This window comes from Pleomorphochaeta caudata (genome assembly GCF_055395745.1).
The window spans coordinates 692,175-707,665 of the sequence record NZ_AP042458.1 but is presented as its reverse complement, the minus strand read 5'-3'; the positions used below and the strand labels follow the sequence as shown (position 1 = coordinate 707,665).

The following is a 15,491-nucleotide window of genomic DNA, read 5'->3' as shown; positions in this document are numbered from 1 at the left end:
CCTCATTTTTATTTGTTAAATAATAAAAAATTTTATAAAGAAGTTTCTATAAATCCATTTTTTGTGAATTTATAAATATTTTTAATATCTAAAGATTTTAAAATGTTTTCTACTTCAGAAAAAAAGCAATTTAAACCATTAATTGTATGAGCATCAGAACCAACAATAATTTTAGAATCTAGTTGTTTTAATGTTTTAATGGTATTTAAATCTGGGTAAGGGGAGCTTCTGTAACCTCTTGCAATTGCACCAGTATTTATCTCAATTATTTTATCTAATTTATTAAGTTCTTCAATAACATTATAAATAATATCTTTATACCATTTTTCATTGATATTAAATATTGGTTCTTTTTCATTAAATTTTGTATATAAATCTAAGTGGCCAACAATATCATAGTCAACATTTTTTGCAAAATTTAAAAGTTCTTGGTAATATTTAGTTATAAAAGGTTTTATGCCACCACATACAGAAATTATTTCTTTTAATCTTTCTGCATTATAATCTAAAAAATAGATTTTGTTTTCTATTAATAGACAATGAACTGAACCTATAGTGTAGTCTGGATTTCCTTTATATTCACCATTTAAAGAGTCTAATTCTAGACCTTTAAATATATCTATATTTTCATGTTTTTCATTCAACTCATCTAGAAGATTAAAGTAAGAAACTTGTTCATCCCTTGCTAATTCTTTACAATCAATATCGTAACCACACTGAGCATGTTCACTAAAACCAATTGAATCAAAACCTAATTCAATTGCTTTGTTTATATATTCTTCTAATGAGTTTTTTCCATCACTGTAGGTCGTATGTGTATGAAGGTTAGTTAAAATCAAATTTATTCTCCTATGATAAATTAAACTTTTAATATTAAATTTTTATTTAATATCGTTTTCATTACACCATCTCTCGATGAAAACTTTTGTAGAGCGATTCATTTCTTTCATAAAAGATGTAGAAAATTTTCTTAGATAAAACTGATCTGCAATTGTTCCTTCATTGTTAAAGGGTAGAGTTTTTGTTTTTCTTTGGCTATCTTCAAGTTTCTTATATGTTGCAACAATTTCTTCATCTGATTGATTTTTATATGTATCTGTAAAGAATATATATTGTGCATCAGGTCTCTCTCTAGGTGTTGTTAGTTTTTTCTTTGGTTTTCCAAAGATTAACATTGCCGCAGGAACTGCTTGTGCTGGGAGATTTAGTAATTGTTGTACTTCTTCATAGTTTTCTATAATATCACCAACATAACAAGATCCATAGCCTAATTCATCAATAGCGACAGTGGCACTTTGAGCTGCAATTATTGAATCTTGTAAAGCTAAATGTAAATCACCAACATTTACTTTTCTAATTTTTGTATTTGTTTTAGTTTCTGTGTTACTTAATTTAAAATATTTTAACCAACGGTTAAAATCAGCAAGAAAAACCCAAACATGAGGAGCTTTCTTTATCATAGGTTGATTATCACAAAGCACAGAAAGCTTTTCTTTAATTGAGGGATTTTCAATTTCAATAATAGAATATAAAGTTAGATTCCCTGCGGTGGGTGCTTGTAATGTAGCTTTTTTAATCAAATCCAAATCTTTGTCATTGATTCTTTCTTCTAAAAACGCTCTATGGGAGCGTCTGTTAAGTAAATTATTTATCATAAATTCATTATATAAAAACTAAAGAGGCTTTTACAGAGCCTCTTTAGTAATAATCTCATATTTAATGCTTATTCTTCTACAACAGAAAAATCATCTTTACTTGCACCACAAAGAGGGCAAACCCAATCATCAGGGATGTCTTCAAATGCTGTTCCTGGAGCGATTCCGCCATCAGGATCACCTACTTCTGGGTCATAAATGTAACCGCATAAATCGCATTCATATTTTTTCATCTTTTTCTCCTACAAGACGGTTGTCTTTATTAAATATTAGCAAGTTATATTGTAAACGGCAAGAATTTCCATCAAAGTTTTACAAAATTTTTGCTTAAATGACTCTGGTTCTAGAATTTCAACCGAAGAACCGCACTGAATAATTCTTAAAATCAATTCAATTGAGTTTTCTATATCAAAAGAATAGATATAAAAGTTATCAAGTTCTTCTATAACTGGAGGGGTATGTTTTAAGTTGTTAAAAACATTTATAGCTGAAATTTCTTTTACTTTTATTTTTAAAGGAATTACATCGATTGGCTCATATGTATTTTCTTGTTTTGGCATTTTAAAGGGTTTTAAGTTATCAGGAATTGTATAAGTTTGTTCTAGAATTATAGCCTTAGTTATTGTGCTTATATCAATGGTTATCATTTCTGTAGTATGGCGTAATCTTCCTGTAACACTAATTGGGTTTCTTCCTGTAGTCTCTTCCCTAAATCCAATAAAGTATGGAGCTACTTCAGAAATTCGTTTTTTACCATTAACAGTATGTTCAATCTTAACAATTCTACCGGAAACCCAGGAATCAATTAATACATCTAAAATTGTGTTATATTTTGAATTACCACTCTTTTTTTGTATATATTTATCAATTTCTTCTGATAATTGAATAATATTATTACTAATTTTAGGAGCATAAGATCTCATGTTTAAAGCAATTTTTCTTAGTCCAGAAGCTAGATGAGGGTTTTGAAATTCTGAATTTTTAGCTATGGCTTCAGCAGACATATTAAATGCTAAACTCTCATAAATACTTAATTCAATATTTTCATCTTCATTTTTATCGCTTTTTATTTTAATTAAATTATTTTCTTCATATACATCAATGTATTTACTTAAATCAGTAACATATCTACTTATTGTTGATCTATGGACACCGAGTCTTCTAGCAATCTCAGCTCTTCTTAGACCTTCAGGATGTGAAAGTAATAATAGTTCTAATTGTGCAACACGTTCGCCTTTCATTTAGTTTCTCCTATTTGTTTATGCACCAAACTGCAACATATTATACCTTATCATAAAAATGAAAAAATGCAACAAAAAAACAACAAAAAAATAAAAAAAATGAGATAAAATTTTTACAAAAAATTAATAATTGTGTAATAATAAAAAAATGAAACAAAAAAACAACTTTTAAAAATTTGAAAGTACTTAATTATTACTCAATTTTTGAGAGTAAATTTTAATGAGTTATTAATTTATATTGAAAAAACCCTCTTTTTGTACTAAAAATATTAATTGTAGAATAGGAGATGTTTATGGGAACTCATGAATTAGAAAAATCTATTGAAAAGATTGAAATCAAAATTTCATATACTGAAGAAATTGTTGCACAGTTAAATGAAATTGTAACTAATCAACAAAAAGAGATTGGAATATTAAACAATCATATAAATAAATTAGAAAAGAAAATTGTTGAACTGTTGGAAGAAGGGGAATCTTCCGATCTTCCAAACAGAAAACCACCACATTATTAAATTAAGCTCTTTTTTCCCAACATGTTTTTGCTTCAAAAACAGTTTTTTTATCGCCATTTTCATCAACTCTGATAAGTTGATGTATAAAGGTGGGATTATCTTCATTTATTGCATTTGGACTTTCGCTTCTTGTAATAATTTCAACATCATCTTTTAAATATGTTTGTTTTAACCATGATACATCAATATTTGTTGTAATATATTTATCTCTAAAATCATTAGGCATTGATTGTAGAGTCCAGCGAATATATGAAATATTATTAACATGTTTATTAAAATCAGTATCAGAATAATTAATTCTTGGAACAATTTTTGATATTAAAGGATTTGTGTCGTCAATTACATCTCTTTTTTTGATTTGAAAATCAACTTGCTTTGTTTGTTCAGGGATACCAATTTTTTCTAACATGGCTGTAGGTTCAATAGGTCTATTTGTTTTTAAATCAATTATTGGCCATAAAGTTACTGATCTAAAGAGGATTTCGCCATCAGCATTTTTCCCTTGAATAATTCTAGGAACTAAAACTCTTCTATATGGTTTTTCAGCCCAAGTTTCTACAAAAACTTCTTCTCTCCATTTTGGATATTTATAAACTTCTATGTTTTCTCTTGAAATTACCCAAGTTAATCCACTTTCATTTAAATCAAATATTGAGCAATTTAGAATAGAGGAATGAGATGCTGCCGCTTCTTGAACTATTTCAAAAATCCAATCAAGTCTAGCGTTTGCATGTGCATCACAGTTATAAGTATAAGGGATAAACATTTCTTTATATACTTTGTTTTCAATTTTACCAAAAGTATTAATTTTTCTTTCCATATATAGTTTCCTCCGCGTATATAAACTACTATACATAAAATCGACAAAATTATTCAATGAGAGTTAGTAAAAAAAACTGTTCAAGAAAAGTATTATTGGGATAGTAATTATGCTTGCAATAGTAGATAAACCTAATAGAGATGAGGCATATAATTCGTCTCTATCATATAACAGGGAGAATGTTGTAGTAGTTGCACCAACAGGACATGCCATAGCAATTAAAACAATATTTTTTAACATTATTGGGGCGTTAATCTTTAATAAGAAAAAGATTATTATTATTGGAATTAATATGTTATGTAAAAATAAAATATAATAGCTTCTTAAATCTCCGAACAGTTTTTTTAATGGGCATTTCATAATCGTTGCACCCACAATCAATAAAGCAAGAGATCCATTCATATCACCAATAGATTTCATTGGAGCTAAAACAAGAGAAGGAACTCTTATAGAAAAAAAGTAACATAATAGACCAAGAATAATTGCTAGCATGTTTCTGCCAGTTATTATTTTAATTATTTTTTCTTTTAATGGCAATTTGATTAGCATGCTGATACCATAAGACCAACAAATTATATTAAAAGCGGTAATAACTCCTGTACAATAAAATACCCCAAGTTGTCCATAAACTGCATTCATTAGAGGTAACCCAATAAATCCACAGTTAGTGTACATTACTGCCATTCTCTCAACAAGGTAATCTGTCTTTGTTGATTTTTTTATTAATATTCTAGCTAAAATAATTGCAATACAAATTGAGAGAAAAGAAAGAATAAAAGTAATTATCAAACCTCTTACTTGTTCTTGATCGTAATCTCTTTGATAAGAAGTAAAAATTAAAAGAGGGCTAACAATTTCTAATAAAATATTAGTTAAGCTTTTTAATCCATTTTCTTGAATTATTGTTTTCTTATATGCATATGCTCCAAATGCAAGAATAACTATCATTTGAATTATCTGGAGGCTAGTTCTAGTTGCAACATCCATGTCTAATTATTCTTCACGTCTAAAAAAGCGTAATATGCTTCTACCATATTTTCTTTCATCATATGTAACTAAATCGCCTATTTTTTCAGGCCATTGAGCTTTTTCTTCACTAGGATAATGTATAATAAACAGTCCATTTTTTTTAACAATTTGAGCATCTGCTATTGCTTGAGTTAATTCAACTTTTCCATCCATAGGGAAAGGAGGGTCTGCATATACAATATCATAAGATTGTTTTGCTGTTGGTATAAAGCGATAAACATCAACTAGAAATAATAAGATTTTTGAATCAACAAAAGAAATATTTTTGTTAATAACTGATTTTTTACCTCTGTCTTTTTCAACTATATGAACAGGATTTGCCCCTCTAGATGCAGCTTCTATTCCAACACAACCACTACCTGTAAACAAATCTAAAAATGATAGGTCATCTAAATTTCCTAATATAGAAAATAGTGATTCTCTCATTCTATCCATTGCAGGTCTAATTACTCCTGGAGGACAGGTTATTGTACGTCCACGATATTTTCCACCTGTAATTCTCATAATACCTCTTATTCTTCTAAGAAAGGATTTGCTTCTTTTAAAACTCTTTCTATAACTCTGTTATCTAGATTAATAAAACTCGAATCTTCTTTCAAGATTTTATCACAATATTCTCTTGCTATTTTAATCATTTCTAAATCATTTACAAGAGAGGCAAAATGAAGTCTAATAAATCCTGATTGTTTTGTGCCTAAAATATCTCCAGGACCTCTTAAAACTAAATCCTTTTCAGCAATGATAAAACCATCATTTGTTTCTCTCATTACTTTTAGTCTTTCTTTTCCTAATTCACTAATATTATTGTTAAAAACCAAAAAACAAAAGGATTGTAATTGAGAGCGACCAACTCTGCCTCTTAACTGATGAAGTGCTGAAAGTCCAAAAATATCAGCATGTTCAATTATAATGCACGTAGCATTTGGTACATCTATTCCAACTTCGATTACACTAGTGGAAACTATATATGAAATTTTTCCTTTCTTAAAATTTGTCAATATTTCTATTTTTTCATCGTCATCAATTTTGCTATGTAAAAGAGCTGACGGAACATTCGGATATTGTTTTTTCAAATATTCAAACATATTTGTTACATCTCTTAATTCTTGAGGGCCTGAATCGTCAATCCGAGGATATACAAAATAAGCTTGGTGTCCTCTTTGAAATTCTACTGCAATCGATTTATACATTCTTTGTCTAGAAGCTTCTCCAACAAGATGTGTTATAATAGGCTTTCTTCCTTTTGGTAATTGTCTAATTGTAGAAATATTTAGATTTCCAAACACCGTTAACGCTAAGGTTCTTGGGATTGGTGTTGCACTCATCATTAGTATATTGGGATGAAGCCCTTTAGATAATAGTTTTTCTCTTTGGTTTACTCCAAATCTATGCTGTTCATCAATTATAATGTATCTCAAATCAAGGAATTCTACATTGTCGCTGAATAACGCGTGAGTACCAATTAAAAGTTGTATAGAACCATTTTTAATACCCTCTAATATAGGTTTTCTTTGTTTTTGAGACACTGATCCTGTTAATAATGCTATTGAAATTCCTAAAGGTTCTAATAGTTCTGCAGCATTTTGAGCGTGTTGATTGGCCAATAATTCTGTTGGTGCCATAAAGGCTACTTGATGTTTTTTAGAAATTTCATGTAACGCTGATGCCCAAGCTATTAAAGTTTTTCCGGCTCCTACATCTCCTTGTAGCATTCTATTCATTGCTTCTTTGTTGTCTAAATCAGTTCTTATTTCTTTTAAAACACTTAATTGATCATTCGTTAATTGGAAATCTAAATTTGAAATAAGTTGTATTTCTAATTTAGAAGGAATGCTTTTAACAGGTTTATTTGTTCTATGAATTTTTATATCTTTTCTTGCAATTAATTGCATATAAAAATGTTCACAAAAGGCCAAAGTTTTTTTTGCTTGTTTTAATTGTTCTATATCTTTTGGAAAATGATAAGCTCTAATAGCCTTATCAAAAGGCATTAATTTTAATTCAGTCATAATAGATTGAGGAAGTTCGTCTTCAAATCTTATTGGTTTAGAAAAAATTTCAATTAAATTTTTTTTAATTAATTTTTGAGTTAAAGAGCCTTTTAATGGATAGAGAGGAATTATTTGGCCAAAAGGTAATGGAGGATTATCTATATCTTTTATTTCATACAATTCAAAACTTGAAGCTTGTAACTCACCATTGTGTGAATACACAGAAGCATAAAGATAATATAATTTATCTACTTTGATTATTTTTTGAAGGAAGTTTCTACCAAAACAGAGTAAGTTTAGAGATCTATCTCCAAAATAACTTTTAACTTTTATTTTTAAAGTTCTTCCATTTTTTGAAAAAGCTCCAAAAAATGAATGAGATTTTATTTCTACAAAAGTATTAATTTGTCTTGCCTCTAAAAAATGATTAGGTAAGTCTTCAAGATTAATAAATTTTGTTCTATCTTCTCTATCTCGAGGGGTAAGAAGTAATAAATCTCCACAGGTTTTTACCCCTAAAGATGCATAATTTTCTTTAGCGGAATTTCCAACGCCTTTTAAACTTGATATATCTGTTGAATAATTCCTAATAAACATAGTTCACTCTTATAAGTTTATTAAATAAGAAATCAAATATGTAACAACAGTTCTAGTAGTAATATACACAAGGATACAGAAAATAGTACTTACAATAAGAAGCTTTCTATCAGAGACTATTTTGCTTGCAAAAAATACTTTTTGAATCCAATTTAAAAAGCCGCCAATAATAGATTCTAAAGTCCTAATTAAGGTAATTGTATTTGGTCCTTTTTTGAAACATAAGATTAATCTTATAACTATTATTATTGTAATTATTACTAAAAAAGGTGAGATTAAATATCCCCATAGAGTATTAAGAATCAAGGCTAATACAATATAGAAAGTAATTTGTCCTGTTGTTCCAAATAGATGTAATATACTTTGTAAAACAGATAATAAAGCAAAAGCTAATAATGGTGTGAAATCAATATTTTTTGTTTTTAATAAGTTTACATTTCTAAATAAATTTAAATATGGATCAACAATCTTTTTTAAAATAATGAATATACTATTTTGATTTAAATGTGATACGGGAGCAAACCAAGATAAAATAATTCGAACCCAAAGTAATAAATTATAAAATGCTAAAACTTGTGCTAATCCGAGAGCTAATCTCATAAAAATTGTAGATTCTTGCATAATTTTTTTCCTTTAATTGAACCAGATATCAATAACTTCTGGTCTTTCATTAATTTGTGAAATAAAATTTTGGCTATATTTTACACTAAAAACAACATTACAATTAATTTTTATTGGAACCGTATCTTTTACAATATCAATATCATCTTCATTTGATGATAGTCTTTCTTTTTCTAAGAAAAGATTAACATTTAATGGTCCAGAATTTGTTATAATTATTTGTTTTAATTCCTCTAATCCTATTTCTTTTGCGACATTATAATTTAATTTAATATTACAAGTTGAAAGAGCTATAGGTGGTAAATCTTTAGGATCTACTACATTCTCAATTTCAAAATCAATTTTTTCTTTATCTTTATAATTTTCTTTAAATTTACCAACAAAACCATAAATTGAATCAACTTCTAATTTATTATTTAAGTTTTCATAAGCTTTATTGAATAATCCACTTTCGATAGTCCCATTTGCGTCAGCTAATACAAGAAAAGCCATTTTTTTTCCTTTTTGGGATGTGAATTCTCTTTTGCTTACAACAGTTGCAACTATGGCTGTTTTTTGATTTAGCACAAATTTATCAGGTTTTGACAAATCAAAAATTACACTATTTTTAATCTCTTTTTTATATATATCTAGAGGATGTCCTGAAATATAAAAGCCTAATAATTCTTTTTCTCTTTCCAATTTTTCTAGTATTTTCCAATCTTCAATAATTGGTATTTCAAATTCATTGAAAGAAGTTTCTTCAATTTCTTCAAATAAACTCATTTGCCCTAATTCTTTATCTTCAATAATTCCTTGAGCAAATTTTACAGCTTCTGGGAGAGCTTCAAGTAGAGAAGGTCTATTTATTTTTAATGAATCAAAAGCTCCTGCTGTAATTAAAGATTCTAATAATTTGGAATTTAAAACTTTTGGATTACTTCTTTCTAAGAATTCCATAAAGCTTTTATATTTTCCATTTTGCTCTCTTTCTTCAATAATTTTTGCTACAGCAACTTCACCTACATTTTTTATTCCAGCTAGTCCATAAACAATTTTGTTATCAACAACACTGAAACTTTTTTCTGAATAGTTTATTGATGGTGGTAATATTTCTAATCCCATGCTTTCAGCAACATTTAAGTATTCCTTGAATTTATCAGGATTGTTCATTTCGTTTGTTAAGTTGGCTGCTAAAAATTCTGCTGGATAATTTGCTTTCAAGAATGCTGTTTGGTAAGCAACAACAGAATATGCAACTGCATGAGATTTGTTAAATCCATAACCAGCAAATGGTTCTAGCATTTCAAAAATTTCGATAGCATGTTCTTTGCTATGGCCTTTTTTTGCAGCACCTTCTATGAAAATCTTTTTTTGTGTTTCAAGTTCATAAACTTTCTTTTTACCCATTATTCTTCTAAGAATATCTGCTTGACCAAGAGAGTAGCCTGCAATTATTTGAGCAACTTTCATAACTTGTTCTTGATAAACAATAACCCCATATGTAGTTTTTAATTCTTCTTCTAATGCTGGATCTGCATATTTTATTGGTTGTCGTCCATGTTTACATTCAATAAATTGAGGAATATATGCCATTGGCCCTGGTCTATATAATGCATTTAAAGCTACTAAATCTTCTATGTTACTAGGTTGGGCTTGTTTTAAGATTTTTTGCATACCCGCAGATTCAAATTGGAATACACAAGAAGAATCTCCACTTTGAAGCATTTTAAATGTCTTTTCATCTGTTTCACTAATTTTTTCTATATCGAATGTTTTATCTTTTTTATGAATCAAATCAACACAATGCTTAATTAAAGTAAGTGTTTTTAATCCTAAAAAGTCCATTTTAACTAAACCACATTCTTCAATTAAGTCCATTGTGTATTGAGTGGATACAGCTCCTGTTTTTGGATCTCTGTAAAGAGGAACATATTTAGTTAATTCTTCTCTACCAATAACAACTCCAGCTGCGTGAGTAGATATATGGCGGTTTAGGCCTTCAAGTCGACTAGCAACGGAAAAAAGCGTTTCATAAACGCCGCCTTGTTCTCTAATCGCTCTAAGTTCTTCACTCATTTCTAAAGCTTTGTCTATGCTCATTTTTCTTTCATCTGGAATGAGTTTTGCAATTCTATTAGATTCTGCAAAAGGAATATCTAAAACTCTAGCGCAGTCTTTTATAACGGCTTTTGTTTTTAGAGTTCCAAAGGTCGCAATTTGCCCAACTTTTTCAATACCATAATGATCTGTTACATAATCTATTACTTCAGCTCTTCTTTCTTGGCAGAAGTCAATATCAAAGTCAGGCATACTTACTCTATCAGGGTTAAGAAATCTTTCAAAAAGCAGATTATATTTCATTGGATCTACATCGGTGATTCCAAGAGAATATGCAACAATTGAACCTGCTCCTGATCCACGACCTGGACCAACAGGTATATTATGTTGCTTTGCCCAGTAGATATAATCTCTAACAATTAGAAAATATCCAGGGAATTTCATATCGATAATTGTTTTTAATTCATAGTCTAATCTGTCTAAATATTCTTTAGGAACAGGGTTATATCGTTGTTTTATACCTTCTTTTGATAAATGTATTAGATATTCAGATTCATCTTTAAAAGGTTCTGGTATTGTAGATGCAGGAAGAATTGGTCCGGGGAAGTCTATTTCCAAATTACACCTTTCAGCAATTTTTACTGTGTTTTCAATTGCTTGAGGATAATCTTTGAAAATTTCTGCCATCTGGTCAGGACTTTTAAAATAGAATTCTTTACCGTCAAAACGCATTCTATTTTTATCTGATAATTTTGCTCCAGTACCAATACATAATAATACATCTTGAGAAAGCCAGTCAGTATCTTCAATATAGTGGATATCATTTGTACACACTAAAGGAATATCCGTTTCTTTTGCTAATTTAGCTAAAAGAGGGTTTGTTCTTTTTTGTTCTTCAAGACCATGATCTTGTAATTCTAAATAATATCTATCCCCAAAAAGATTTTTAAACCAAAGCGCTCTTTCTTTAGCTTTTGGATAATCATCAGCAAGTAAATGTTGTAAAATTTCTCCACCTAAACAAGCAGAAAGACAAATTAAGCCTTCATTATATTGTTCTAAAAGAGCATCATCAATTCTAGGTTTTTTATAAAACCCTTCAGTATAAGCTATAGAAACTAATTTAATTAAATTTCTATAACCCACTTCATTCATAGCCAATAAAATTAAGTGGTATCTTTTAGTTGTGTCTTCATAACCCATAGCTTTTTTCTGAGTATGACCTTCTGGGTTAGAATAAACTTCACAACCTATTATTGGGTTAATGTTTTCTTTTCTACATGCGGAATAGAATCTAAGAGCTCCAAATAAATTTCCATGATCTGTTATTGCTAAACTAGTCATGTTATAATCTTTAGCTTTCTGTATATATCTATTTATTGGGGCTGCTCCATCTAGTAATGAAAAGTCAGTGTGATTGTGAAGATGAACAAAATTTGTCAACGAAATCTCCTATTTAATTTTTTCTTTTTTTTAATTTAAAGTTTTTATTACGTTTTTTCAATCGTTTTCTTTGAAGGTGTGATTTGATAAAGAATTGATTGAAATATTCTTTTTGCTCTTTCTTTTTGTAAAGGAGTTACACCTTTTAAGTTTTTACTTATTTCTGTGACTAATTTCTTTGACACAGAATTTACGGTTCTAGGAATTATTGGAATTTGAGCGCCTTCTAATTCAGAAGCGATAAATGATTCATAATATATTCCTGCCTTAGGGAAAGTAATATTCATTTTGATGTTGTTTATAAAGGTTTGATTTATATTAGCACCAAAAGCAAATATTACTGTAGAATAAGGATTTTGTATTGGGCTACCTATACAACAAAATCTTTCAAAATCAAAATTATTTAATGGAATTCTAACTTTTTTAACTAAAGACCCTTTTTCTAAAAGAATAGAATCATTTTTATACATTTTTTCTATTGGTATAATTTTAGTAATAATTTTTTGTTTGGATAAATCTAATAATTCAACACTTGCATCCATACAAGCCAAAGTTCCTGGTAGTGAATACCTAATATTAGGAGTGGATAAAGCTCCGCCTATTGTGATTTGGTTTCTGATAATATTTGTTGCTGTATTACTTAAGGTATCTAATAATAAATCATTAAAAGCTAAAGTACCAATTTCGAGTAATTTGTTTGTAGTAACCATCGCACCAACTTCAACATGCTTTATGTTTCTAGTAACTTCAAATAGTTCTTTAATCTTTTCTAAAGATATGATTTTTGTTTTATTAGATGAAGGATAAAGGGATGCTTCTTTCATAAGATAAGTCCCCCCAGCAAAAATTATGTGGTCGGGATTTTTTAAAATAGTCTGATGCAACTCATTTATTGTTTCAGGTATAAATAATTTATTATTTCTATAATACACGACGTTTTATCCTATCCTCTAAAGCTTTTATTGTAATAGTGTACAATTGCTTTGATGTTAAACATTTGCAAGAATTTAATGCAAATTCTTTTTCAGCTGTTTTAAAATCAATTTGATTTTGAGTGTCTTCTTCAATTGCTTTTGTTAAAAACTTTTTTGAAAAGTCATCAACTTTATTATCTATTCTTTTTGTTTTAGCCTTTAATAATAAAGATTCAATAATTAGTGTTTTTGCTTCATAGCAATGAGGACAAGGTTCATAATTTAATGCATCATAGGTTCTTTTAATATTCCTATAGTGTGCACTTTGCATAAAAGCATCAAACGTGGTTATTGTTTTTCCTTGTAATTGATAAGCTGGTATTAAACAACTTAATACAGGTTCTTTTTCTAAAATTACTAAGCAATTTCCGCATCCTGTATTAGAGCATTTCCTAATTGGCATATTTACATCTAAATCTTCATATAAGATTTGAGATAAAGGTTTCATTTCATCTACAACAAGTTCCAAAGCTGTTTTATTTAGCTTGATTGATAATTTTATCATAATGAATCTCCAATTTTTGTTAGAATTTTTTCACTTGATGTTGGAAGGCTATCATTATCAAAATTCAAAGCCATTTCCAAAGCTGTATTAAAAGCAGCAAAAACAGCACCTCTCAATCCACTAGTAATACTATCACTAATATTTTCGCTCTTCTGAGTTATTTTTATATCAATATTAAAATCTTCACCTTTTGTAGTTTTTGCACCTAATTCATAAATACAATCCAAAATTTCCTCTCTTAAATTGTTTATATATGCGACTTCATCAAGAATATCACCTACAGAACAATTTGCGGAGACTTTAAAAACAATTGGTTCTAATGTTATAGGATCAATTCCGGCTTCTATTATTAATGCTATCCAAGATTCACTTGAAAATAATGGTCCTTTTACAGGTCTTTTATTTCTGGCAACCGTAACACTTATTGGAAGCCCTTCAATAAATCTTTTATCATTAATTTTTTTACAAGCTAGCTTTACTTGTTCAGACATTATTTTACTATTTGTAGATAATGTACATGGTCCACTATCAACTAATTCTGTACTATTTGTACAAAAAGTAATATTTTTTTTCTTTATATCAAGTTCCTGAGATATTATTTCTTTCCAAATATTACTAGCTTTGCTTGCATTATAGAAAGAAGTGTTCAACTCTACTTTGCTGTCAAAATTTAATGTTAATTTAACTTTTGGATAACCAAAGGTTGAATTGTTTGTAGAAAATCCACTGATGCTTGGAGCTACAGCTAAGCCAATCCCTCTTGCATATGGGGTGAAAGTAGAGAAATGTTTATCTAGGGCTGAATTAACTTTGTAAGCGGCATATTTTCTGTTAAAGAAGCTTCTATCAACTAAATCTTGTAGACATTCTTTTGGTTCTTGTAAAGAATTAATTTCCATTACTTTTTTATGCAAGGTGCTTTCAAAGAGACTTTTTGTAGTCCAGAAAAAAGGAGAAAGCCCTAAAGACTTACCAAGTTTAGTAGTATGTGTTTGTGTTGATGCTAGTGCATTTTCAAATCCAAGTCCTCCAAAAAAGTTTGAAGGGGAAACTGGACTTTGAATAAAATCAAAATTAATTTTTATAGCTTTTAAATCATATAAGGGTACAAGTCCTGCAATATATTGCTTGCTCATTTCTTTAGAAAATAAAGAAAAAGCCCCTTGATCAATAGTAACTTTTATATCTTCTAATATTGTTTTTTTATCATTAACTCTATACCAAGTTTCTCTTTCTATTAAAACTTCTGGTCTAAACATTTCAATGTTTTCATGAATAAAGATATTTTTATTTGTTTTTATTGCTGCTAAGGAAGCAAAGCTTGCTAAAATAGCAGGTTGGATTAACATTTCATCTTTGTTTGAATAGGTTTGCTCTTTATTAACTATTATTTTTTTTTTATTAAATCCACAAATATTGCTTACTGAATTAACAATTAAAGAAGGCCATTGTGTAGGAGCATAAATGTTTAAAGTATCATCGTTAATTTCCACAGAAATACAAGTGGTTTGATTAGAAAAGTATTTTATTCTTTCAAACTTAAGTGTTGATTTAAAAGCTTTATATTTTATTTCTATCTTTTCTTCTTTTTCATCTTGTTCTTCTTCATTTTGTTGAGTTATTAAGGAGTTCTCCTCCATTATTTTATCGAATTCTTTTGCATATCGTCCTGTCTCAAAAGAAATCTTCTGATCTTCAAGAATAGGTTTGTTATCTATATCTTCAACAGGTAAATATTCAATACTAATTTCTCTAGCTATTTGTTCTGCCTTTTCTAAAGTTGGGGCAAAAACAGCAAAAAGAGGTTGACCTATATATGAAATATAAGATGATGCTAGTAAAGGAATACTTTGTTTTTGAATTTCTAATATGTTAGATCCAATTATATCTTTTGGAAAAAGAACTAAACAGTCATTAGGAATTGTTGGTAATTTAAATTGAGGGTTTTTAAAAATTCCATCAGTTGCTTTTACTAAAAATCCTTGTAAACTGCTTTTATTATTTAATGAAAATTTCTTTTTTCCCATCTTGACCTCTTATTTTAAGAATAACATGAAAAGCCT

Annotated in this window: 14 protein-coding genes; 1 reads left to right on the top strand and 13 read right to left on the bottom strand. The window is 28.6% G+C overall.

The window, feature by feature from the left end; genetic code table 11:
• Positions 1-32 precede the first annotated feature (32 nt).
• The 4 genes from ACZ5RS_RS03295 to ACZ5RS_RS03280 all read right to left on the bottom strand — a co-directional run bounded on the left by ACZ5RS_RS03295 (position 33) and on the right by ACZ5RS_RS03280 (position 2,896).
• Positions 33-839 (bottom strand): histidinol-phosphatase HisJ family protein, encoded by an 807-nt coding sequence (locus tag ACZ5RS_RS03295; protein ID WP_464637468.1) that lies wholly within the window; start codon positions 837-839, stop codon positions 33-35.
• A 42-nt stretch (positions 840-881) separates the two neighbouring features.
• Entirely contained in the window at positions 882-1,655 is a 774-nt protein-coding gene (locus ACZ5RS_RS03290) for a nitroreductase family protein (protein WP_464637466.1), read from the bottom strand.
• A gap of 68 nt (positions 1,656-1,723) precedes the next feature.
• Positions 1,724-1,888: a rubredoxin gene (rd, locus tag ACZ5RS_RS03285; protein ID WP_464637464.1), complete on the bottom strand. Its 165-nt coding sequence runs from the start codon at positions 1,886-1,888 to the stop codon at positions 1,724-1,726.
• A 36-nt stretch (positions 1,889-1,924) separates the two neighbouring features.
• Positions 1,925-2,896, bottom strand: a complete 972-nt coding sequence (locus tag ACZ5RS_RS03280; protein WP_464637463.1) for a helix-turn-helix transcriptional regulator — start codon at positions 2,894-2,896, stop codon at positions 1,925-1,927.
• 293 nt (positions 2,897-3,189) lie between these two features.
• On the opposite strand from ACZ5RS_RS03280, the gene ACZ5RS_RS03275 reads away from it, so the two are divergent.
• A complete protein-coding gene (locus tag ACZ5RS_RS03275; protein ID WP_464637461.1) occupies positions 3,190-3,408 on the top strand; it encodes a SlyX family protein in 219 nt (72 codons plus the stop codon).
• Position 3,409: 1 nt separating this feature from the next.
• Here ACZ5RS_RS03275 and ACZ5RS_RS03270 read toward each other — a convergent pair whose 3' ends face one another.
• From ACZ5RS_RS03270 to ACZ5RS_RS03230, 9 genes are all read right to left on the bottom strand, one after another.
• Entirely contained in the window at positions 3,410-4,228 is an 819-nt protein-coding gene (locus ACZ5RS_RS03270; RefSeq protein ID WP_464637459.1) for an acyl-[acyl-carrier-protein] thioesterase, read from the bottom strand.
• A 63-nt stretch (positions 4,229-4,291) separates the two neighbouring features.
• Entirely contained in the window at positions 4,292-5,176 is an 885-nt protein-coding gene (locus tag ACZ5RS_RS03265; protein ID WP_464637457.1) for an AEC family transporter, read from the bottom strand.
• A gap of 45 nt (positions 5,177-5,221) precedes the next feature.
• Positions 5,222-5,761 carry a 16S rRNA (guanine(966)-N(2))-methyltransferase RsmD gene (gene rsmD / locus ACZ5RS_RS03260; RefSeq protein ID WP_464637455.1) on the bottom strand — a complete coding sequence of 180 codons (540 nt, stop codon included), beginning with the start codon at positions 5,759-5,761 and terminating at the stop codon, positions 5,222-5,224.
• A gap of 8 nt (positions 5,762-5,769) precedes the next feature.
• On the bottom strand, positions 5,770-7,845 hold the full coding sequence (recG, locus tag ACZ5RS_RS03255; protein WP_464637453.1) for an ATP-dependent DNA helicase RecG: 2,076 nt from the start codon (positions 7,843-7,845) through the stop codon (positions 5,770-5,772).
• A 9-nt stretch (positions 7,846-7,854) separates the two neighbouring features.
• Entirely contained in the window at positions 7,855-8,466 is a 612-nt protein-coding gene (locus ACZ5RS_RS03250) for a YggT family protein (RefSeq protein ID WP_464637451.1), read from the bottom strand.
• 12 nt (positions 8,467-8,478) lie between these two features.
• Positions 8,479-11,949, bottom strand: a complete 3,471-nt coding sequence (gene dnaE / locus ACZ5RS_RS03245; protein ID WP_464637449.1) for a DNA polymerase III subunit alpha — start codon at positions 11,947-11,949, stop codon at positions 8,479-8,481.
• 47 nt (positions 11,950-11,996) lie between these two features.
• Positions 11,997-12,881 (bottom strand): FAD binding domain-containing protein, encoded by an 885-nt coding sequence (locus tag ACZ5RS_RS03240; RefSeq protein WP_464637447.1) that lies wholly within the window; start codon positions 12,879-12,881, stop codon positions 11,997-11,999.
• A complete protein-coding gene (locus ACZ5RS_RS03235) occupies positions 12,871-13,428 on the bottom strand; it encodes a (2Fe-2S)-binding protein (protein WP_464637446.1) in 558 nt (185 codons plus the stop codon). Before ACZ5RS_RS03235 ends, ACZ5RS_RS03240 begins: the two co-directional genes overlap by 11 nt.
• Positions 13,425-15,455 carry a molybdopterin cofactor-binding domain-containing protein gene (locus ACZ5RS_RS03230; protein ID WP_464637444.1) on the bottom strand — a complete coding sequence of 677 codons (2,031 nt, stop codon included), beginning with the start codon at positions 15,453-15,455 and terminating at the stop codon, positions 13,425-13,427. Before ACZ5RS_RS03230 ends, ACZ5RS_RS03235 begins: the two co-directional genes overlap by 4 nt.
• Positions 15,456-15,491 lie beyond the last annotated feature (36 nt).

Coding starts and splice junctions, on each gene's coding strand:
- ACZ5RS_RS03265 (WP_464637457.1), bottom strand. CDS start 5,176: ATGATAGTTATTCTTGCATTTGGAGCATATGCATATAAGAAAACAATA.
- ACZ5RS_RS03230 (WP_464637444.1), bottom strand. CDS start 15,455: ATGGGAAAAAAGAAATTTTCATTAAATAATAAAAGCAGTTTACAAGGA.
- ACZ5RS_RS03250 (WP_464637451.1), bottom strand. CDS start 8,466: ATGCAAGAATCTACAATTTTTATGAGATTAGCTCTCGGATTAGCACAA.
- ACZ5RS_RS03275 (WP_464637461.1), top strand. CDS start 3,190: ATGGGAACTCATGAATTAGAAAAATCTATTGAAAAGATTGAAATCAAA.
- ACZ5RS_RS03280 (WP_464637463.1), bottom strand. CDS start 2,896: ATGAAAGGCGAACGTGTTGCACAATTAGAACTATTATTACTTTCACAT.
- rd (WP_464637464.1), bottom strand. CDS start 1,888: ATGAAAAAATATGAATGCGATTTATGCGGTTACATTTATGACCCAGAA.
- recG (WP_464637453.1), bottom strand. CDS start 7,845: ATGTTTATTAGGAATTATTCAACAGATATATCAAGTTTAAAAGGCGTT.
- rsmD (WP_464637455.1), bottom strand. CDS start 5,761: ATGAGAATTACAGGTGGAAAATATCGTGGACGTACAATAACCTGTCCT.
- ACZ5RS_RS03235 (WP_464637446.1), bottom strand. CDS start 13,428: ATGATAAAATTATCAATCAAGCTAAATAAAACAGCTTTGGAACTTGTT.
- ACZ5RS_RS03290 (WP_464637466.1), bottom strand. CDS start 1,655: ATGATAAATAATTTACTTAACAGACGCTCCCATAGAGCGTTTTTAGAA.
- ACZ5RS_RS03270 (WP_464637459.1), bottom strand. CDS start 4,228: ATGGAAAGAAAAATTAATACTTTTGGTAAAATTGAAAACAAAGTATAT.